This is a genomic window from Kribbella sp. WER1, assembly GCF_054189145.1.
In genome coordinates, this window is the sequence record NZ_CM135186.1 from 6,565,595 (window position 1) to 6,583,428 (window position 17,834).

Genomic DNA, 17,834 nt, shown 5'->3' on the forward strand with positions numbered 1-17,834 from the left:
GCGAGGCGGATGCGTCACATCGCCCGGCGCGCCTACGTTGGAGGCATGTTGATCGCAGAGGACCTGCTGCTGCTTCTGTACGACGACCAGACCGGCAAGCCGATCACCGGGGCGCCCGGGCTGGACTTCTCGCTGGCCGGAGCGGTGCTGATCGAGCTGACGCTGCAGCAGAAGCTGGACATCACCACGGAGGGCAAGGTCGGCCGGCTGCAAGTGCTGGACGGTGCGCCGACCGGTGACCCGATCCTGGACGAGCGCTTGTCGTACGTGAACGACAAGCCGGGCAAGAAGCCCAAGGACCAGATCAAGCCGCTCTCGAAGCACCTACGCGACCAGCTGCTCGCCAGGCTCGCCCAGCGCGGCGTGCTGGAGGCAGACCAGGGCAAGGTGCTCGGGCTGTTCCCCGTGACCCGCTGGCCGGCCAAGGACGCGCGGCACGAGCTAGAGGTCCGTGCTCAGCTCGAGAGCGTGCTCACGCAAGGCCTCGCTCCCGACCAGCGCACGGCTGCGCTGATCGCGCTCTTGAGTGCGCTGAACGTCGTGCCGAAGGTCATCACCAACGCCGTGGACACCCGTGCACTCAAACAGCGCGCCAAGGAGATCGCCGACTCCGACTGGGCCGCGGCTGCGGTCAAGAAGGCCGTCGCCGAGATGCAGGCTGCGGTGACGGCGGCCATCGTCGTGTCGGCAACCGCAGGGGCGTCAGCCAGCAGCTAGCCGGGCCTTGATGTCCGGCTTGACCACCTTGCCGACCTTGGAACGCGGGAGGTCCGGCCAGACCAGCACCTCCTTGGGTGCCTTGACGCTGCCGATGCGTGCCTTCGCGAATGCGATCAGCTCTGCAGCGTCCACAGAGGCGCCCGGCTGTAGCTGTACGACGGCCACGACCCGCTCGCCCCACTTCTCGTCGGGCTGCCCGATCACCGCGCAGTCCTGGACGGCGGCGTGTGCCATCAGCGCCTGCTCGACCTCGGTGGAGTACACGTTGAAGCCGCCGGTGATGATCATGTCCTTCGCCCGGTCGACGATGTACAGGTAGTTGTCGTCGTCCAGGTATCCGATGTCGCCGGTGTGGTGCCAGCCGTACGCCGAGGCGGCCGCCGTCGCGTCGGCGTCGCGGTAATACCCCTTCATCACCAGCGATCCGCGGACCACGATCTCGCCGCGTTCGCCGTGCGGCAGCAACGCGCCGTCCGCGCCCATGATCGCGACCGTGACCAGCGGCGCCGGCCGCCCGGCCGACGACAGCCGTTCGCGCGCAATGTTGCCTGATGCATCGAAGTGCGCGGCCGGCGGCAGCATCGAGATCATCATCGGTGCCTCGGTCTGCCCGAACAGCTGCGCCATCACCGGGCCGATCCGTTCCAGCGCCTCTTCGAGCCGGGCGACCGACATCGGCGCAGCGCCGTACCAGAAGCACTGCAGCGACGAGAGGTCCGTAGAGTCGAGTTCTGGCGCTGCCAGCACCATGTAGATCAGTGTGGGCGGCAGGAACGTGTGCGTGACACCGTGCCGCGGGATGAGCTCCAGGAACGCATGGACGTCGGGAGCGCGCATGATGACGATTTCGCCGCCGGACGCGAGCACGGGGAAGCACAGTACGCCTGCTGCGTGCGTGAGCGGTGCCAGCGCCAGGTAGACGGGCCGTTCGCCGAACGGGTATCCCATGAGCGTCAGGGCGGTCATCGTCTCGAGGTTGGCGTTCCCGAGCATGACTCCCTTCGGACGCCCCGTCGTACCCCCGGTGCCGACGATCATCGCCAGGTCGTCGGGGGAGGTCAGATCAGGTGCCGGTTGGGACGCGCCCCCGCAGAACGCGTCCCAACCGACAGTTCTCCGGCCGCTGGGGTGGGGGTCTGGGCCGGAGCTCGCGGACTCACCGTCAAGGCACACGAACGTGTGCACCTTCGGCAACGAGTCCCGTATGCGGTCCACCAGCGGTGCGAACGCCGCCTGGTAGATCAGTACTTCGCAGTCGAACTGGTCGAGTAGTGCCCGGTTCTCAGCCGCCTCGTTGCGCGGGTTGATCGGGCACCAGACCGCACCGGCCCGGCTGATCCCGAACACGCAACTGAACGCCACCGGGTCGTTCGCGGACAGGATCGCGACCTTCCCGCCCGGCCGTACGCCGGTCGCCGCCAACGCCCCCGCGATGACGTACGAGAGCCGCTGTACGTCGGCGTACGTCAGCGTCTCGCCGTCGGTGGTGAGACAGGCGGCGTCCGGCGCCAGCGACGCCCCTTTGTCCAGGTACTCGACCAGTCGCATCAGCGTTGCACCGTCAGCTGCGGCTCCGACACCAACCCGAAGCTCCGCAGTACGCCGAGCAGCTCGCGGTGACCGAACGCCTGGCAACCACTGGCAAAGCCCACGCGCTTCGGAGGCGTCTGCAGCAGCGAGTACGCCGCGAACGCCTGCAGCAGGCCGGTCTGCTGGTAGTTGCTGTTGCCGTGGATGACGCAGTGCGCCCGTCCGAGCGGCCCCGACGCGTGGACCGAGTCCAGCGACTTGTTGACGCGCGGGTTCTCGCGAGGCGGCATCTGGTTCATCACCTGACGGGCTGTCTCGGTAAGGGCCGCGTTGCGGTCGTCGGGCGCCATGTCCTTCGTGGCTTCCAGTGCAGCCGCCACGATCTGTGGCACGCCGTTCATGAGCGCAGCGTTGAACACACCGCCCTGTGCCTTACAGTTCGCGACCCGTGGGTCCCGTTTGAACCAAACGGGGTGTGATGTACCTCCCCAAGGCAGTGACAACGCCAGCTCGTGCTGCCCGGGTACCACCAATGGCACCAGGCCCTGCTCGGGGAACTCGACGTACGCGTTCTGCTCCAGGAAGTGCGCTTTGGACGTCGCAGCGTTCACCAGGATCGTGCGGGTCGAGGCAATCGTCGGACTGCCTCCCCAGAACACTGCGATGTCGAGCGTGTCGAGCCCAGGCTCTTCAAGGCACAGCTGTGCGGCGATTTCACCGGTCGTGTACATCTGCGCGATGCCCGGTGCCAGCAGCAGACCGGCTTCGGCGAACTTGGCGCCGTACTGCTCGTCGCAGGTGATCAGCCAGTCCTGCTCGCCGGTGGTGTCCGTGTAATGCGCTCCTGCCGCAAGAGCTGCCTCAACGGCAGCAGGGCCGAGCTCACTGAACGGGCCGACGGTGTTGAGCACCACGGACGCGCCGTTGAACAGTTCTGTCAGTGCTGCGACGTCATGGTCGACGGCAGCGATCTCGTAGTCCGCGGTCTCGATACCGGGGACGCTGGACTCCATCGACGACTTCAGCTTGTCCTCGCTGCGCCCGGCGGCGACGAACGGCACGTGATAGTGCCGCAGGTACTCACACACGAGCCGCCCGGTATAGCCGGAAGCGCCGTACACAACAACCGGTTTGGTAGCCATCACATCCCCATTCCGCCGTCGACCGGCAGGCCGATGCCTGTGATGAAACGGGCCTCGTCGGACGCCAGGAAGACGACCGCGTCGGCCATGTCCGACACCTCCCCGAGCCGGCCCGCGGGAGTCAGCCCGACGACCGCGGCGACCGCGGCCTCCGGCGACTCGAACAGCCCGAGTTGCGCGACGTCGTTCGCCAGTCCGGCGCCCATCGCGGTCGGCACGAGCCCGGGGTAGATGCAGTTGACGCGAACGCCGTACCCGAGCTTGCCGGACTCCATCGCGGCGACCCGGGTGAGCCGGTCGACCGCGGACTTGGTCGCGGAGTACACCGCGATGCCCGGGAACGCGATCGTGGCCGCGACCGACGCGACGTTGATGATCGCGCCACCCTGACCGGCCAGGCCGTTCGGCCGCATCGTCCGCAGGCCCCACTTGACGCCGAGCGTGGTGCCGAGGACGTTCACCTCGAGCATCTTGCGAATCTGGTCCGCGGTGACCTCGGTGAGCAGGCTGGTGATCTCCACCCCCGCGTTGTTCACCAGGATGTCCAGGCCGCCGAGGACGTCGTTGGCGGCGACCACCGCGTTCTCCCAGTCGCCGTCGTCGGTGATGTCGTGCGCGACGAAGCCGTTGCCGCCGCCGTACTCCTGGTCGAGTGCGTCGGCGACGGCCTCGCCGGCGTCCTTCTGGATATCGCTGATCACGACCTTGGCGCCGGCCGCCGCGAGGGCGCGCGCCATGCCCTCGCCGAGACCCTGCGCGCCGCCGGTGACCAGGGCCTTGCGGCCGGAGAGATCGAGTGCACCCATCTGAAGCTCCTTTGCTCGCACGGGATGTTCACACTGTGCTCAGCCTTTTGACACTCGTCAAGAGTTTGTTTGACAGTTGTCAAGAAAAATTCGCCCGAGGGGACGCGCCCGGTCCCGCGCCGGGGTACCCTGACGCAACGACCCGAGAGTGAGGTGACTGCGCATGGCGTCCACGGCCGCGGAACGGCCCGCCCGCGTCTCCGGGATCGACAAGATCGAGCGCCGCCGCGTCGCGCTCGCGGAATCCGCCCTGAAAACGCTCGGCGAGCTCGGGTACGCACGCACCAGCCTGCGCGAGATCGCGAACAACTCCGAGTTCACGCACGGCGTCGTGCACTACTACTTCCGCGACAAGATCGACCTGATCAGCTATTGCGTGCGCTACTACAAGACCAAGTGCGCCCGGCGGTACGACGAGGTCGTCGAGACCGCGACGTCCGCCGACGAGCTCGCGACCGGCTTCCTGGGCAAGATGACCCAGACGCTGGTCGAGGAGACCCCGATGCACAAGCTCTGGTACGACCTGCGCGCGCAGAGCATGTTCGAGGAGCAGCTGCGCCCGGACGTCGAGGAGATCGACAAGCTCCTCGAGCAGATGATCTGGCGGATCCTGTCCCGGTACGCCGATCTCACCGGCGCATCCCCGTCCGTCGACGCACCGACGGCGTACGCGCTGGTCGACGGCCTCTTCGAACAGGCCGTCGTCGGCTACGCGGCGAACCCGGACAAGACCCCGGCCCTGCTGACCGACCGCATCATGCAGGTCCTGCCCAAGCTCGTCACGGCGTAGTTCTCACTCCGCTCCGCAGTCCACCTTGCAGAGGGTGTCGGTGAGGGTCAGGATGGCGCCCGGTTGGTCGCTGTCGGACTCGGTGGAGTACTCGACGGTCCAGGTGCCGGCGGTGGTTTTGCCGGCCGTCTTACCGGACTGCTGCTTGAGCCAGTCGACGATCTGACCGCGTGGGTTCACGTGCGCCAGTTCCAAGGCCTGCGGTGCGAATTCGGTCAAAGCCGTGGCCGCTTCCGCTGCGACGCCCGTTGCCTGGAAAGACAGCACGGCGGGCCGCGGCTGGGTGCCGATCAGCACCTGCGCGGACGTCGTGCCCTTGCTGCAGGTCTGGTACGCCTCGTCGGTGGTGCACTGGTACTGCTTGCCGGTGAACGCGGACACGACCTGTGCGGGTGTCAGGTCCGGCAGCTTCTCCTCCGGTCCGGAGGGCGTGCTGCCGCTGCTGGCTTGAGCTGATGGTGTGCCGGAGGTGCTCGGGCTGCTCGCCGACCCGGGCTTGCTGCTGGAGCAAGCGGTCGTGCCGGCGAGCAGCGCGCAGGCGAGTGCTGCGACGAGCCGGCGGTTCAGACCGGCACCTCGATCGCCGCGTCCAGCGCGATCGTGATCATCTCGGAGAACGTCGTCTGGCGCTCCTCCGCGGATGTCACCTCGTGCGTGATCAGGTGGTCCGACACGGTCATGATGCCGAGCGCGCGACGGCCGAACTTCGCGGCCAGCGTGTACAGCGCGGCGGCCTCCATCTCGATGCCGAGGACGCCGTACTCCGCGGTCCGCGAGACCAGGTCCGGCCGGTCGTTGTAGAACAGGTCGCCGGAGAACACCTGGCCGACGTGCACGTTCAGCCCCGCCGCCTCGGCCGCGTCGACGGCCGCGCGGAGCAACTTGTAGTCCGCGGTCGGCGCGTAGTCGATGCCGTGGAAGCGCAGCCGGTTCATCTGCGAGTCGGTGCTCGCGGACATCGCCACGATCACGTCCCGGACCCGGACCGACTCGGTGAGCGCGCCGCAGGTCCCGACCCGGATCAGGGTCTGGACGTCGTACTCCTCGAAGAGCTCGTTCGCGTAGATCGACGCGGACGGCTGCCCCATGCCGGAGCCCTGGACGGAGATGCGCTCGCCCTTGTAGGTCCCGGTGAAGCCGAACATGTTGCGGATCTCGGTGTAGCAGATCACGTCCGACAGGTAGGTCTCCGCGATCCACTTGGCCCGCAGCGGGTCCCCCGGAAACAGCACCCGCGGTGCGATCTGCCCCTTCTCGGCGGCGATGTGAATACTCATGCCGGGATGCTCTCACGCTCCCGGGGTAGGTTGTGGCACGTGGCCTACTCCATTGCTCCTGGCTCCCTGACCCTGTCCCGCTCGGTCCTGGACCGCGCGGCCGACCGCAGGCGTGACAACGACTGGCTGGAGAAGGCCTGGGCCGCCACCGACACCCAGGTGGTCGCGGTGGCCGGCGACCAGATCCAGGTGACCGACGACCGGACCGCCCTGCGCTTCGTGCCGCCGGCCGAGGCGCCTGACGGCCTCCGGGTCTTCCTGGGCATCGACCGCGTGTCCGGTGCCGGTATGACGGCCGACGGCCGCGCCGTGTTCGCCGTACTGGTCGAGGGCGACGCGGACGAGTCGTACGCCGGCCTGCGCGAGGTGGGCGGCGTACTGGACGACCGTGAGGCCGGGGCTGCGGTCCACGTGATCGGACTGGCCAACTGGCACGCCGTGAACACGCACTGCGCGAACTGCGGCGAACACACCGAGGTGATCGAGGAGGGGCACGTCCGGCTGTGCCCGGCCTGCGGTACGTCGCACTTCCCGCGGACCGACCCCGCGATCATCGTGCTGGTCACCGACGACCAGGACCGCGCGCTGCTCGGCCGCAACGAGAAGTGGCCGGAGGGGCAGTACTCGACGCTGGCCGGCTTCGTGGAGCCGGGGGAGTCGCTGGAGGGCGCCGTACGTCGTGAGGTGCTCGAGGAGAGCGGTGTGATCGTCGGGCCGGAGGTCGAGTACGCCGCCAGCCAGCCGTGGCCGCTGCCGGCGAGCCTGATGCTCGGGTTCTACGCGAAGGCGTCGAGCTTCGAGATCGAGGTGGACGGCGACGAGATCTCGGACGCGCGATGGTTCACCCGGGAGGACCTCCGTGCGCTGATCGAATCCGGCACGATGCGCCTCCCGGGCGCCATCTCGATCTCCCGCCGCCTGATCGAAGGCTGGTACGGCGAGAGCCTCGGCTGACTACTTCCCGACGTTGGACCGGGCAGCGGCGACCAGGATCAGCGTGCCCTCCCAGTGCTGGATGGAGCCGTCCTTTTCGAGCTGACGGACCTTGAGGGCAACGGCGGCGACGTATGCGCTGTGGCTGGGCCAGTTGGCCTTCGCGCTCGGCAGTACGTCGGTCAACGTGCAGCCGTACGTCAGGAACCGGTTCTGGACGTGGCTGTCGATGTTTCCCGTCCACACCGTCGGCCGGACGTCGGACTGCGGACACGGATCCACAGGCGGTGTGTACGAGGCCAGGTTGGTCGGGTTGATGTACCCGTCCGGACGTAGCAACGTGTAATAGGTGCCGTCCGGCGTCTGGGTGAGCCGGTTGAGGCCGTGGTCGCGCAGGATCGTCGCGTGCCCGCTCAGGATATCCAGAACGAACAGCCGACCACCTGTGACGCCGTACAGGTACCCGTCGCGCCAAGAGAGCGCGCCGTCCTGTGAACCGGTCGCTCCGCTGAACACGGGCAGCAGCCGCTGCACCGCGCCCGTGGCCGGATCGACAGCGAACACAATGCCGTCAGCCAGACCCCACACGTTGCCGTCAGGCCCGTCGATCAGCTCGTTGATGCTGGCCGCACCAGGTACCGGTACGACGTCGGTGAGCACCTGCCCCGTGGCCGGATCCACCTTGACCAGATGCGCCTCGGTGGCCTTCGGGTCGGTGCCCTGGCCGCCTTCGATGCTGGAGCCGACCCACACGTCGTTCCCGTCCGGAACGATGGACGCGATCGTCTGGTCGGTCACGATGTTCCGGTAGACGGTGTGGCTGCCGGTCGGTACGTCGTACACGGACAGCGCGCCGCCGTACTCGCCGTACGCCGGTGTGGTGCCGACGTACACGTGGTCGCCGTCGGGTACTACGGAGACCGGCCGGTTCTGGTGGTCGCTGTCGACGAGGCTGAACAGCTCCTTCGGGTTCGTGGGGCTGTCCGGTTGCGTCGGGTCCCAGAGCGAGAGCCTGCCGTACGGGTAGATACCGACGTACATCTTGCCGTGGCCGTCCCACGCCCAGCCCTCGACCTGGCCCTGGCGGGTCGTCACGGTCGACTTACCCGTTGCCGGGTCGTAGATCGCGGTAGAACCGTTCAGATAGACATTGACGAAGACCTTGCCCGTACTGGGGTCGGCCAGCTCGTGCATGAGCGGAGACGGCACGTACTGGAACGGGGAGCTCCACTGGGCGAGTGTTCCGTCCGCAGGGTTGTAGCGGAACGTTCCGCCGGAGTAGTTCCCGGCCAGGCCGTAAAGGACCGGTACGCCGTTCTCTGTGACCCAGCCGTACCCGATGGACGCTCCACGTGTCAGTGTCCGCGCCGGCGTCACCGGGCCGACCGTGTTGGTGGCCAGGTCGTAGTGAGTGAGCCTGAGCGTGTTGTCGGTGAAGTACACGCCGCCTGGGCCCGCTGCGGAGACACCGCGCGCAGCAATGGGGTAGTCCATCACCTGCTGGCCCGTGGTTGCGTCGGTGTACTTGACCTGCTCGCCGGTCACGGCGTCCACCACGACCAGACGGCTGCTGGCGTTGGCGAACACCTTGCCGTCGGCGTAGTCGAGGTCGATGAAGTCCTTGGCCGTCGTCCCCGGGGGAGTGATGTCCTCGACGGCCTTGGTGGCCACGTCGATCCGGAGCAGCCGGGCATTCGGGGTTGAGACACCGACGAACAGCTTGTTGTGGTCGGGGTCGTAGACGGTGGACCGTGCGTACTGCTGCACCGGATCCAGTGAGCCGTAGTCGGTGACCTCTCCGGACGTCGGGTCGTACTTGAACGCGTGGGCGTTCGGGTACGTCCCTGCGTACACGTTGCCCTGGGGATCGGACGTGAGGCCGTAGATCTGCGACTGGCCCGGGATCGGCTGGCCAAGGTCGGTGACCTCGCCCGTGGCCGGGCTGTAGCGGTAGAGGTGCGCGTTGGCGTACGTACCGAGGTACACGTCGCCGTTGGGTACGACGACGATCGCCCAGCCGCCGGCGGCTCCCGGCAGCGGGACGGTGCGCAGCAGCTCGCGCGAGTGCAGGTCGACGACGTTCAGCCGGGCGTTCTCACCGGCCGGTACGGCGTAGACGACGTCGCGGCCGTCCGGCGTGTGGCCGACGGCCCCCTCCATGATCGTCAGCGAGCTGACCGGGGAGCCGAGGTCCTTGACGACGTCGGCGGACGGTGCGAACGGTTTGACCGCCGGGCCGAGCGGCCAGTTCTCCGAAGGGAACGGATGTGGCAGATCGCCCGGCGGGGCCGCAGTGGCGCGCAGCCCGCCCGCGGCGAGCAGGCCGAGCGCGGCGGCGACAGCGATGAAGGCATGACGGAATTGACGGCGCGAGAACATGGGCGGACTCCCTGCGACGTGGTTCTTCGCAAGGTATAACGGTCATGACCGTAAAGTCCATAACCCAAGAATTATGGCCTTGGGCCGTAATTAAGGTCGTGGGTGGTGACCCACGACCTACGCGGCGAGCTTCTCCGCGACCTGGGCCAGCGACGGATTGGTCATCGCGGTGCCGTCGGCGAAGACCACGGTCGGCACCGTCTGGTTGCCGTTGTTGATCTTCTCGACCAGCTCCGCGGCCTCCGGGACCTGCTCGATGTCGACCTCGGTGAACTCGATGCCGGCCCGGTTGAGCTGGCCCTTCAGGCGGTGGCAGTAGCCACACCAAGGGGTCGAATACATCGTGACTGCCGACATCGGCGGACTCCTTCTGAGGTTTCTGTCGGACGACCCGTCTAGGGTTGCCCTCGACGTATCCGAACCATGGTGCAGGTGGTGCTGTTCCCGCATGTCTCAGTCCGTGAGCGACTTCACACGACCGGCCTCGGCCGACGACCTCCTGGAGGCCCTCGACCCGGAGCAGCGGGCGGTCGCGACCGCGCTGCACGGATCGGTCGTGGTGCTGGCCGGCGCCGGCACCGGGAAGACCCGGGCGATCACCCACCGGATCGCGTACGGCGTGCGCACCGGGACCTTCGACCCGGTCCGGGTGCTCGCGGTGACGTTCACCCAGCGGGCGGCCGGCGAGATGCGCGGGCGGCTCGCCCAGCTCGGCGTCCAGGGCGTCCAGGCCCGCACCTTCCACTCCGCGGCGCTGCGCCAGGCCCGCTTCTTCTGGCCGAAGGTGTACGGCGGGGAGCTGCCGCCGATCGCCGACCGGAAGTTCCCGCTGCTGACCGAGGCCGCCTCGCGCTGCCGGATCCGCGTCGACACCCCCGCGCTGCGCGACCTCGCGGGCGAGGTGGAGTGGGCCAAGGTGAGCAACGTCCGCCCGGACGACTACGCGAAGGTCGCGCCCCGGTCGGGGCGGACGCTCGCGGCCTTCGACCCGCCGACGATCGCCCGCGTGTTCGCGGCGTACGAGGACGTCAAGATGGAGTGCGGGCGGATCGACCTCGAGGACGTGCTGCTCTGCGCGGTCGCGCTGCTGGCCGAGGACGAGCGGGTGGCGGCCGAGATCCGCCGGCAGTACCGGACGTTCGTCGTGGACGAGTACCAGGACGTCTCGCCGCTGCAGCAGAGCCTGCTCGATCTGTGGCTGGGCGGCCGCGAGGACGTCTGCGTGGTCGGCGACCCGGCGCAGACCATCTACTCCTGGGCCGGCGCGGAGCCGGAGAATCTGGTCCGGTTCGCGTCCCGGCACCCGTCGGCGACGCTGATCAAGCTCGTCCGCGACTACCGCTCGACCCCGCAGATCGTCGACGTGGCGAACAAGATCCTCGACGCGGCCGGCCCGACCGGGCTGCCGGGGCGGGTGACGCTGAAGTCGCAGAAGGACGCCGGCCCGGTCCCGGTCTACCGGGAGTACTCCGACGAGGTCGCGGAGGCGGACGCGGTCGCGCGGGCCGTCGCCCGGCTCCGGGACGAGGGCGTGGCGCTGCGCGACATCGCCGTACTGTTCCGGACGAACGCGCAGTCGGAGAACTTCGAGCAGGCGCTCGCCGAGCGGAAGATCCCGACCGTGCTGAAGGGTGCGGAGCGGTTCTTCGAGCGGGCCGAGATCCGGCAGGCCGCCGTGCTGCTGCGCGGGCAGGTGAAGGCCGGCGGGATCGGCGACGACCTGCTGTCGACGGTGACCGGCGTACTGGCGGGGGCCGGGTGGACGGCCGAGCCGCCGACCGGGACCGGCGCCGTGCGGGACCGCTGGGAGTCGCTGAGCGCGCTGGTCACGATGACGGCCGATTTCGCCGCCGAGCACCCCGAGGCCCGGTTGCCGGAGCTGATGACCGAGCTGGACCGGCGCGCGACGATCCAGCACGCGCCGCTGGCCGAGGGCGTCACGCTGGCCACGCTGCACGCCGCGAAGGGCCTGGAGTGGGAGTGCGTCTTCATCGTCGGGGCGCACGAGGGGACGCTGCCGATCAGCTACGCCCAGACGCCGTCCCAGGTGGAGGAGGAGCGGCGGCTGTTCTACGTCGGCGTGACCCGCGCGAAGCAGCAGCTGTTCGTCAGCTGGTCGACGTCCCGCTCGCCGGGCGGCCGCGGGACCCGGGGGCCGACGCGGTTCCTGGACCCGATCGGCGTCCGGTCCGCGCGGACCGAGTGGACGCCGCCGTCCTCGGTCGGCTGGGAGCGCCCGGCCCGGTCGCAGCGGTCTGACCGGCCGATCCCGAAGTGCCGGGTCTGCGGGAAGGGCCTGCTCGATCCGGGCGCGCGCAAGCTCGGCCGCTGCGAGGACTGCCCGTCGACGGTCGACCAGAAGCTGTACGACGCGCTGCTCGAGTGGCGGACCGAGCAGGCCGAGTCCGAGAAGATGCCCGCGTTCGTGATCCTCACCGACGCGACGCTGACCGCGATCGCCGAGACCCGGCCGGCCGACGCCCAGGCGCTGCGGCAGATTCCCGGGATCGGCCACACGAAGATCTCGAAGTACGGCGAGCAGATCATCAATCTCTGCACCCGCTGAGAAATCTGTTGCCAGGCACGCGGAGCCCGGCGCATGCTGGAGCACAGGCCGTGTTCTGCTGCCGGCAGACGTGGCAGTTAGGTGACAGAGGCAACGATCCCGGAGCGTGCCGGAAACGTTGCGGTGCGCGGTGCGAACGGGTCGCAACAGCCAGATCCGGCCGTCGCGGCGGCAACTTCCGGCCAACTTCGCGAACTGGCGTTAAATAGTTTGCGGGCTTCGACGCGGACGGCGTACTGTTCTTTCTGCGGTCGAAGCCTGGCCGAAAACTTCAAACCACCATAGCGATCGAGCCAACCGCCCGCTTCGCCACAACGAGAGGAGGTGCCCTGGAAATGATTACCAACACGGTCAAGAAGCCGTTCAGCGACGTTGCCGCGCTGCCGTGCGCCCAGATCCCGGGTGCCTCGCCGCGTCTGCACGTCGCGACCGTTGTGCTCATGGCTTCCGGCGCTGCCCAGTTCAAGGGCGGAGCTGTCGGCGATGTGAAGTACGGCGGTTCGGGTTCTCGAGCATGGAGTCCACCGGTCTGACAAGCGTCAGAGCCGGCACCTCCAGGCCGCGGAACCCACCAAGGGTCCCGCGGCCTTTTGTTTTGATCAACACAGTGTTTGTCAGCACAGTTTTGGCGGTTCGGCCGAAGGCCGGATCGTCGAGGACGACAAGAGATCAGCATCAAACAGTCACTGGGAGGTGACCGGAATGAGCGTGAGCTTCCTCGATGTCTTCACCGAGGTGGCAACGTCGCAGGACCTGCCCTGTCGGTCCTACGCGCCAGAACTCTTCTTCGCCGAATCGCCGGCGGACGTCGAGTACGCGAAGTCGCTCTGCACGACCTGCCCGCTGAAGGCCGAGTGCCTGGCCGGAGCGCTCGAGCGTTCCGAGCCGTGGGGAGTGTGGGGTGGCGAGCTGTTCGTCCAGGGTGTGGTGGTTCCGCGCAAGCGGCCCCGTGGGCGTCCCCGCAAGAGTGACACCGTAACCGCTGCCTGACGACGACAACCCCTACGAAAACGAGCCCGAACGATGACCACTCAGACTTTCACCAGGAGCACCGAAATGCATTTACTTCACGAAGATCTCGCCCGTGCTCATTGTCGTACTTCACTGAAGGACGCAGAGCAGAACCGGCGCTTCCACTTCGCTCGTCAGCTTGAGCGGGCGCAGAAGCACGCCGAGCGGGCCGGCCGGCGAGCGGAGAGGGCCAGCGCACGCGCGCGCCTCGCACTCGCCCGCCTGGTCTGATCCACCAGCAGCACAGCCTGACCAGCTGAAAACACAGAGGGGCGGCACCCATCGGGGGTGCCGCCCCTTCAGCGTTCCAGCCGCAGCTGGAGCAGCCCGATCAGCGTGATCCCGCTGACGATCTCGTGCCGCGCGATCATCCCGGCCAGGTCCGTGATCGGGACCCACTCGATCCGGTCCGACTCGTTCCGTTCGGTCGGCTCCCCGACGTACGTCGCGCCCGTCGCCCGGAACACGAAGTGCCGCGAGTCCATGATCCCGGCGGCCGGCTCGGACCGGATCAGCTCGGTCAGCCCGTCCGCCCGCCAGCCGGTCTCCTCCAGCAGCTCCCGCCCGGCCGCGGTCTGCGGGTCCTCGCCGGCCTCGATGATCCCCATCGGGATCTCCCACGCCCAGGTGTCGGTCAGGAACCTGTGCCGCCACATCAGCAGCACGTGCTCGTCCCGGGTGACGACCGCCGCGGCGATGTCCCGCATCCGGACCGCGTGGTAGTCGTACCGCTCGCCGTCCGGCTGCTCGACGTCCAGCCGCCGGACGCTCATCCAGCGGTTGCCCCAAACTTCACCCTCACCGTGAACCGTCCATCGCACACGGTGCAGACTAGTGGCATGGCAAGTGCTACCTGTGCGTTGTGTGGTCTGCAGGCGGAGTCCGCGGAGGCGCCGCTGACCTGGGTGACCTCGTTCGAGGACGGCCGCAAGCTGCTGTACTGCGACCGCTGCGCCCGCGAGAACGTCCGCAACATCGAGGGCAAGCTCGACACCGTCTACTGGTGATCAGTACGTAGGTCCTGGACCCGCATCGCCGGGCCGCCGACCTGGAGTCCGAGCGGCTCGGCCCGTCCGGCCGGCTCCTCCCACGCCTCCTGCCGGCCGAGCACGGTCAGGTCGAGATACCGGTAGCCGTTGTGGAAGTCCTCGATCCCGCGGCCGAACGTCGAGTACGTGTGGAACACCTCCTCGCCGTCCCGCAGGAACGTGCTGATCCCCGGCATCTCCTCACCGTTCATGTCGGCCGTCCACGGCCCGTCGGTCCACGGCGTACCCTTCTCGCTCGCCAGCTCCTGCTGCGTCCGGAAGTGCAGCAGTACCGGCGCGACCCGGTCGTCGAGCGTGGCGTGGAAGTCGTAGTTGAAGTCGCCCGGGTACGACGAGTACCACGGGAACGTCCAGCCCATCCGCTCCCGGAACGCGGCCAGCTTCGGGTACGGCGCCCGCGACACGGCCACCAGCGACGTGTTCCGGACGTGCAGCTGCCGCAGGTTGCCGATCTCGTCCGCCGCCGACGAGCAGCTCGGGCAGGCGTCGTCCCAGTCCGGGGCGAACATGAAGTGGTGGATCACCAGCTGGTCCCGGCCGTCGAACAGGTCGAGTAGTCCGACCGGCCCGTCCGGTCCCTCGAACGTGTACGGCTTCGTGATCCGCACCATCGGCAGCCGCCGCCGCTCGGCGTTCAGCCGGTCCCGCGCGCGGGTCATCTCCTTCTCCCGCCGCAGCAGCTCGCGGCGCGCAGCCAACCACTCGTCGGGTGTCACAACCTCTGGGAGGTTCATCACGGTCTCCACTCCTCGAAGAAGTTCCTTTCGAAGGTATGTCGATGCCAGGTCGCTCCGATCGACGCGATGAATGAAGGAACTTCCCGAAAGGACCCGGATCATGACCGTCACCCTCGAAACAGCGACCGGCCGGCGGCAGTGGATCGCGCTCGGCGTGCTGTGCCTCGCCACGCTGCTCGTCTCGCTCGACCTGTTTGTGATGCTGCTGGCGATCCCGGCCGTCACCGAGGCGCTCGGCGCGACCGGGACTCAGCAGCTGTGGATCCTGGACGTGTACGGGTTCATGGTGGCCGGCCTGATGATCACGATGGGCACCCTCGGCGATCGGCTCGGCCGGCGCCGGCTGCTGCTGATCGCCGCGGCCGTGTTCGGGGTCGCCTCGATCGTCGCGGCGTACTCCGTGAACCCGGGCATGCTGATCGGCGCCCGGGCGGTGCTCGGCGTGGCCGGGGCCGCGATCGCGCCGTGCACGCTGTCGCTGATCTCCACGCTGTTCCCGGACGAGCGGCGGCGGGCGACCGCGCTCGGCGTCTGGGGCGGCTGCTTCACCGTCGGCGCCATCGTCGGCCCGATCGTCGGCGGCGTACTGCTGAACCACTTCTGGTGGGGTTCGGCGTTCCTGATCGGCGTGCCCGCGATGGTCGTGCTGCTCGCGGTCGGGCCGGTGCTGCTGCCGGAGTACCGCAACGAGAAGGCGGGGCGGATCGACGTACCGAGTGTCGTGCTGTCGTTGCTGGCGATCCTGCCGGCTATCCACGGTCTGAAGCGCCTGGCGGCGCACGGGGCCGACGGACAGGCGGTCGGCGCGTTGGTGGTCGGCGTTGCCTTCGGCTGGGTGTTCGTACGGCGGCAGCTGCGGCTGGACGACCCGTTGGTCGACGTACGGCTGTTCACGCGGCGGACGTTCAGCGTGACGCTCGGGAGCATGACGACGTACTCGATGCTGTCCGGTGGGGTGATGGTGTTCGTGGCGCAGTACTTCCAGCTGGTGAAGGGGATGAGCCCGCTGCAGGCGGGGCTCGCGCTGGTACCGGGGATGGTCACGTCGACGATCGGGTTCCAGTTGGCGCCGCGGCTGGCGCGGCGGATCCGTCCGGGCGTCCTGATTCCGGCTGGGGTCGCGTTCACGGTCGTGGGGATGGTCGTAGTCAGCCTGACGACGTCGACGACCGTGCTGGTGATCGCGTTCGCGGTGGAGTGCTTCGGGCCGGGTGCGCTGGTCATCCTGGGGACGAACCTGGTGATCGGCTCGGTGCCGCCGGAGCAGGCCGGTTCGGCGGGGGCGCTGACCCAGACCGGCAACGAGTTCGGGTACTCGCTCGGCATCGCGGTCCTGGGCAGCGTGGTGACCGCCGTCTACCGCGGCCGGACGGGCGGCAACTCGCTCGGTGAGACGATCGCGTCCGGTGCCTCCGGCGACGTACTGACGCAGGCCCGGGAGGCGTTCACGTCCGGTTTGCACCTCGCCGCCGGGATCACGGCCGTGGCCCTGGCCGCGATGGGGGTCCTGCTCGCCGTCACGCTCAGGGCGCTGCCGGCCCTCAGTCGTCGGTGAAACCGGGCAGGAGCTCCTCCAGGACCGCCCGGAACGGCGCCTCCGCCTCGAGCTGCGACAGCACGGCGATGCCACCGATCCAGACCCGGTGGATCAGCAGGTACGACGGCGGCATGTTGAGGCGCAGGGCGAGCGACGCGTTCGGCGACCGGAAGTCACCGGTCCGGTTCGCCTGCGCGCGCATCCAGGCCCGGCTGAACTGGAACGTCTCCTCCCGGGCCGGCTCCGCGAACGGCGCCAGGTAGTCCATCAACTGCTCCGGGTCGATGTCCATCCGCGGCTTGATGAAGCCCTCGGCCCGCAGCCCGTCCCGGACCGCGACACCGTCGCCGTTCAGCGAGATCCGCAGCAGCCGCCCGATCGCCCGCGGCAGCCCGTCCGGGAGCCGCGCGCAGAGCCCGAAGTCGACCACGCCGAGCCGCCCGTCCTCGAGCACCCGGAAGTTCCCCGGATGCGGGTCCGAGTGCAGCAGACCGGCGTACTTCGGCCCGCTGAACATGAACCGGACGTACTTCAGCCCGATCGCGTCCCGCTCCTCCTTGCTGCCGTCGCTGATGTACGACGACAGCGGCCGGCCCTCGATCCACTCCGACACGATCACCGTGGGGGAGTGCTTCACCACCCGCGGGACGACGAACTCCGGGTGGTCCTTGAACGCGTCGGCGTACTGCTGCTGCGCCTGCGCCTCACGGTCGTAGTCGAGCTCCTCGCCGATCCGCTCCTGGAGCTCCGCGACCAGCGGCTTCACGTCCAGACCGGGGATCAGCGTGCCGATCGTGCGGCCGAACCGGCCGAGCTGGCGCAGATCCGCGCGGAGCGCCTCGGCGGCGCCCGGGTACTGCAGCTTGACCGCGACCTCGCGGCCGTCCTTGAGCCGGCCGCGGTGCACCTGGCCGATCGACGCGGCCGCCGCGGGCACCTCGTCGAACTCGTCGAACCGGTCCCGCCAGCGCTTCCCGAGCTCCCGGGACAGGATCTTGTCCACGGTCGCGTACGGCATCGGCGGGGCGGAGTCCTGGAGCTTGGTCAGGGTCGCGCGGTACGGCGCCGCGAGCTCCTCCGGCATCGCCGACTCCATCAGGCTGAGCATCTGCCCGAACTTCATCGCGCCGCCCTTGAGCTCGCCCAGGACGGCGAACAACTGGTCCGCGGTCCGGCGCTGGAACTCGGCCAGCACGGCCTCGGCGGGAGCGCCGCCGATACGTTTGCCCAGGCCGACCGTCGCTCGCCCGGCGGCGCCGAGCGGCAGGCTGGCGAGTTTCGCGGTCCGGCTCAGCGCCTTACGAGGAAGGTCCGACACTCCTCCATTCTGTCCGGTCGCCCAAGCCGGGACGACGGA

18 protein-coding genes are annotated in these 17,834 nt (G+C 68.7%); 8 read left to right on the forward strand and 10 right to left on the reverse strand.

Going from position 1 to position 17,834, the window contains the following annotated elements:
• Window positions 1–45 precede the first annotated feature (45 nt).
• Window positions 46–717 carry a GOLPH3/VPS74 family protein gene (locus ACXJJ3_RS32105; protein WP_458165603.1) on the forward strand — a complete coding sequence of 224 codons (672 nt, stop codon included), beginning with the start codon at window positions 46–48 and terminating at the stop codon, window positions 715–717.
• Here the strand turns inward: ACXJJ3_RS32105 and ACXJJ3_RS32110 are convergent.
• Genes ACXJJ3_RS32110 through ACXJJ3_RS32120 form a run of 3 tightly spaced genes read right to left on the reverse strand, consistent with a single transcriptional unit; the run spans window position 703 to window position 4,198 of the window.
• Window positions 703–2,268 (reverse strand): AMP-binding protein, encoded by a 1,566-nt coding sequence (locus tag ACXJJ3_RS32110; protein ID WP_458165604.1) that lies wholly within the window; start codon window positions 2,266–2,268, stop codon window positions 703–705. The two genes, ACXJJ3_RS32105 and ACXJJ3_RS32110, sit on opposite strands and share 15 nt — an antisense overlap.
• The gene (locus ACXJJ3_RS32115; RefSeq protein ID WP_458165605.1) at window positions 2,268–3,392 is read right to left on the reverse strand and encodes a DUF5938 domain-containing protein; all 1,125 of its coding nucleotides are present in this window, start codon (window positions 3,390–3,392) and stop codon (window positions 2,268–2,270) included. The genes ACXJJ3_RS32110 and ACXJJ3_RS32115 overlap by 1 nt, the downstream gene beginning before the upstream one ends.
• Window positions 3,392–4,198, reverse strand: coding sequence for an SDR family NAD(P)-dependent oxidoreductase (locus ACXJJ3_RS32120; RefSeq protein WP_458165606.1), 807 nt, complete (start codon window positions 4,196–4,198; stop codon window positions 3,392–3,394). The genes ACXJJ3_RS32115 and ACXJJ3_RS32120 overlap by 1 nt, the downstream gene beginning before the upstream one ends.
• A gap of 163 nt (window positions 4,199–4,361) precedes the next feature.
• Here ACXJJ3_RS32120 and ACXJJ3_RS32125 point away from each other — a divergent pair, with 163 nt between their 5' ends.
• On the forward strand, window positions 4,362–4,988 hold the full coding sequence (locus tag ACXJJ3_RS32125; protein WP_458165607.1) for a TetR/AcrR family transcriptional regulator: 627 nt from the start codon (window positions 4,362–4,364) through the stop codon (window positions 4,986–4,988).
• A 3-nt stretch (window positions 4,989–4,991) separates the two neighbouring features.
• Here the strand turns inward: ACXJJ3_RS32125 and ACXJJ3_RS32130 are convergent, their stop codons facing one another.
• Together ACXJJ3_RS32130 and deoD are read right to left on the reverse strand one after the other, a co-directional pair.
• On the reverse strand, window positions 4,992–5,369 hold the full coding sequence (locus tag ACXJJ3_RS32130; protein WP_458165608.1) for a hypothetical protein: 378 nt from the start codon (window positions 5,367–5,369) through the stop codon (window positions 4,992–4,994).
• A gap of 182 nt (window positions 5,370–5,551) precedes the next feature.
• Window positions 5,552–6,265, reverse strand: coding sequence for a purine-nucleoside phosphorylase (deoD, locus tag ACXJJ3_RS32135; RefSeq protein ID WP_458165609.1), 714 nt, complete (start codon window positions 6,263–6,265; stop codon window positions 5,552–5,554).
• Window positions 6,266–6,304: 39 nt separating this feature from the next.
• Here deoD and nudC point away from each other — a divergent pair, with 39 nt between their 5' ends.
• The gene (gene nudC, locus ACXJJ3_RS32140; protein WP_458165610.1) at window positions 6,305–7,219 is read left to right on the forward strand and encodes an NAD(+) diphosphatase; all 915 of its coding nucleotides are present in this window, start codon (window positions 6,305–6,307) and stop codon (window positions 7,217–7,219) included.
• Here the strand turns inward: nudC and ACXJJ3_RS32145 are convergent, their stop codons facing one another.
• Both ACXJJ3_RS32145 and ACXJJ3_RS32150 read right to left on the reverse strand, forming a co-directional pair.
• Window positions 7,220–9,577, reverse strand: a complete 2,358-nt coding sequence (locus ACXJJ3_RS32145; RefSeq protein ID WP_458165611.1) for a hypothetical protein — start codon at window positions 9,575–9,577, stop codon at window positions 7,220–7,222.
• Window positions 9,578–9,694: 117 nt separating this feature from the next.
• Entirely contained in the window at window positions 9,695–9,934 is a 240-nt protein-coding gene (locus tag ACXJJ3_RS32150; RefSeq protein ID WP_458165612.1) for a mycoredoxin, read from the reverse strand.
• A 91-nt stretch (window positions 9,935–10,025) separates the two neighbouring features.
• On the opposite strand from ACXJJ3_RS32150, the gene ACXJJ3_RS32155 reads away from it, so the two are divergent.
• The 3 genes from ACXJJ3_RS32155 to ACXJJ3_RS32165 all read left to right on the forward strand — a co-directional run bounded on the left by ACXJJ3_RS32155 (window position 10,026) and on the right by ACXJJ3_RS32165 (window position 13,133).
• Window positions 10,026–12,143 (forward strand): ATP-dependent DNA helicase UvrD2, encoded by a 2,118-nt coding sequence (locus ACXJJ3_RS32155; protein ID WP_458165613.1) that lies wholly within the window; start codon window positions 10,026–10,028, stop codon window positions 12,141–12,143.
• A 335-nt stretch (window positions 12,144–12,478) separates the two neighbouring features.
• Window positions 12,479–12,676: a hypothetical protein gene (locus ACXJJ3_RS32160; protein WP_458165614.1), complete on the forward strand. Its 198-nt coding sequence runs from the start codon at window positions 12,479–12,481 to the stop codon at window positions 12,674–12,676.
• Between the two features lie 169 nt (window positions 12,677–12,845).
• Window positions 12,846–13,133: a WhiB family transcriptional regulator gene (locus tag ACXJJ3_RS32165; protein WP_131285495.1), complete on the forward strand. Its 288-nt coding sequence runs from the start codon at window positions 12,846–12,848 to the stop codon at window positions 13,131–13,133.
• 320 nt (window positions 13,134–13,453) lie between these two features.
• On the opposite strand, the gene ACXJJ3_RS32170 is transcribed toward ACXJJ3_RS32165, so the two are convergent.
• Complete coding sequence (locus tag ACXJJ3_RS32170) at window positions 13,454–13,975, reverse strand: NUDIX hydrolase (RefSeq protein ID WP_458165615.1); 522 nt, start codon at window positions 13,973–13,975, stop codon at window positions 13,454–13,456.
• 18 nt (window positions 13,976–13,993) lie between these two features.
• Between ACXJJ3_RS32170 and ACXJJ3_RS32175 the strand changes: the two genes are divergently transcribed.
• A complete protein-coding gene (locus ACXJJ3_RS32175; RefSeq protein WP_458165616.1) occupies window positions 13,994–14,161 on the forward strand; it encodes a hypothetical protein in 168 nt (55 codons plus the stop codon).
• Here the strand turns inward: ACXJJ3_RS32175 and ACXJJ3_RS32180 are convergent.
• The gene (locus ACXJJ3_RS32180; RefSeq protein WP_458165617.1) at window positions 14,152–14,937 is read right to left on the reverse strand and encodes a DUF899 domain-containing protein; all 786 of its coding nucleotides are present in this window, start codon (window positions 14,935–14,937) and stop codon (window positions 14,152–14,154) included. The genes ACXJJ3_RS32175 and ACXJJ3_RS32180 overlap by 10 nt on opposite strands.
• Before the next feature lie 103 nt (window positions 14,938–15,040).
• Between ACXJJ3_RS32180 and ACXJJ3_RS32185 the strand changes: the two genes are divergently transcribed.
• Window positions 15,041–16,495 carry an MFS transporter gene (locus tag ACXJJ3_RS32185; RefSeq protein WP_458165618.1) on the forward strand — a complete coding sequence of 485 codons (1,455 nt, stop codon included), beginning with the start codon at window positions 15,041–15,043 and terminating at the stop codon, window positions 16,493–16,495.
• On the opposite strand, the gene ACXJJ3_RS32190 is transcribed toward ACXJJ3_RS32185, so the two are convergent.
• Window positions 16,482–17,795, reverse strand: a complete 1,314-nt coding sequence (locus tag ACXJJ3_RS32190; RefSeq protein ID WP_458165619.1) for an ABC1 kinase family protein — start codon at window positions 17,793–17,795, stop codon at window positions 16,482–16,484. The two genes, ACXJJ3_RS32185 and ACXJJ3_RS32190, sit on opposite strands and share 14 nt — an antisense overlap.
• Window positions 17,796–17,834 lie beyond the last annotated feature (39 nt).

Excerpts from the sequence above, each read along its gene's own strand:
- ACXJJ3_RS32175 (WP_458165616.1), top strand. The coding sequence starts at position 13,994 with ATGGCAAGTGCTACCTGTGCGTTGTGTGGTCTGCAGGCGGAGTCCGCG.
- ACXJJ3_RS32165 (WP_131285495.1), top strand. The coding sequence starts at position 12,846 with ATGAGCGTGAGCTTCCTCGATGTCTTCACCGAGGTGGCAACGTCGCAG.
- ACXJJ3_RS32120 (WP_458165606.1), bottom strand. The coding sequence starts at position 4,198 with ATGGGTGCACTCGATCTCTCCGGCCGCAAGGCCCTGGTCACCGGCGGC.
- deoD (WP_458165609.1), bottom strand. The coding sequence starts at position 6,265 with ATGAGTATTCACATCGCCGCCGAGAAGGGGCAGATCGCACCGCGGGTG.
- ACXJJ3_RS32105 (WP_458165603.1), top strand. The coding sequence starts at position 46 with ATGTTGATCGCAGAGGACCTGCTGCTGCTTCTGTACGACGACCAGACC.
- ACXJJ3_RS32160 (WP_458165614.1), top strand. The coding sequence starts at position 12,479 with ATGATTACCAACACGGTCAAGAAGCCGTTCAGCGACGTTGCCGCGCTG.
- ACXJJ3_RS32180 (WP_458165617.1), bottom strand. The coding sequence starts at position 14,937 with ATGAACCTCCCAGAGGTTGTGACACCCGACGAGTGGTTGGCTGCGCGC.
- ACXJJ3_RS32150 (WP_458165612.1), bottom strand. The coding sequence starts at position 9,934 with ATGTCGGCAGTCACGATGTATTCGACCCCTTGGTGTGGCTACTGCCAC.
- ACXJJ3_RS32155 (WP_458165613.1), top strand. The coding sequence starts at position 10,026 with ATGTCTCAGTCCGTGAGCGACTTCACACGACCGGCCTCGGCCGACGAC.
- ACXJJ3_RS32110 (WP_458165604.1), bottom strand. The coding sequence starts at position 2,268 with ATGCGACTGGTCGAGTACCTGGACAAAGGGGCGTCGCTGGCGCCGGAC.
- ACXJJ3_RS32115 (WP_458165605.1), bottom strand. The coding sequence starts at position 3,392 with ATGGCTACCAAACCGGTTGTTGTGTACGGCGCTTCCGGCTATACCGGG.
- ACXJJ3_RS32185 (WP_458165618.1), top strand. The coding sequence starts at position 15,041 with ATGACCGTCACCCTCGAAACAGCGACCGGCCGGCGGCAGTGGATCGCG.
- ACXJJ3_RS32125 (WP_458165607.1), top strand. The coding sequence starts at position 4,362 with ATGGCGTCCACGGCCGCGGAACGGCCCGCCCGCGTCTCCGGGATCGAC.
- ACXJJ3_RS32145 (WP_458165611.1), bottom strand. The coding sequence starts at position 9,577 with ATGTTCTCGCGCCGTCAATTCCGTCATGCCTTCATCGCTGTCGCCGCC.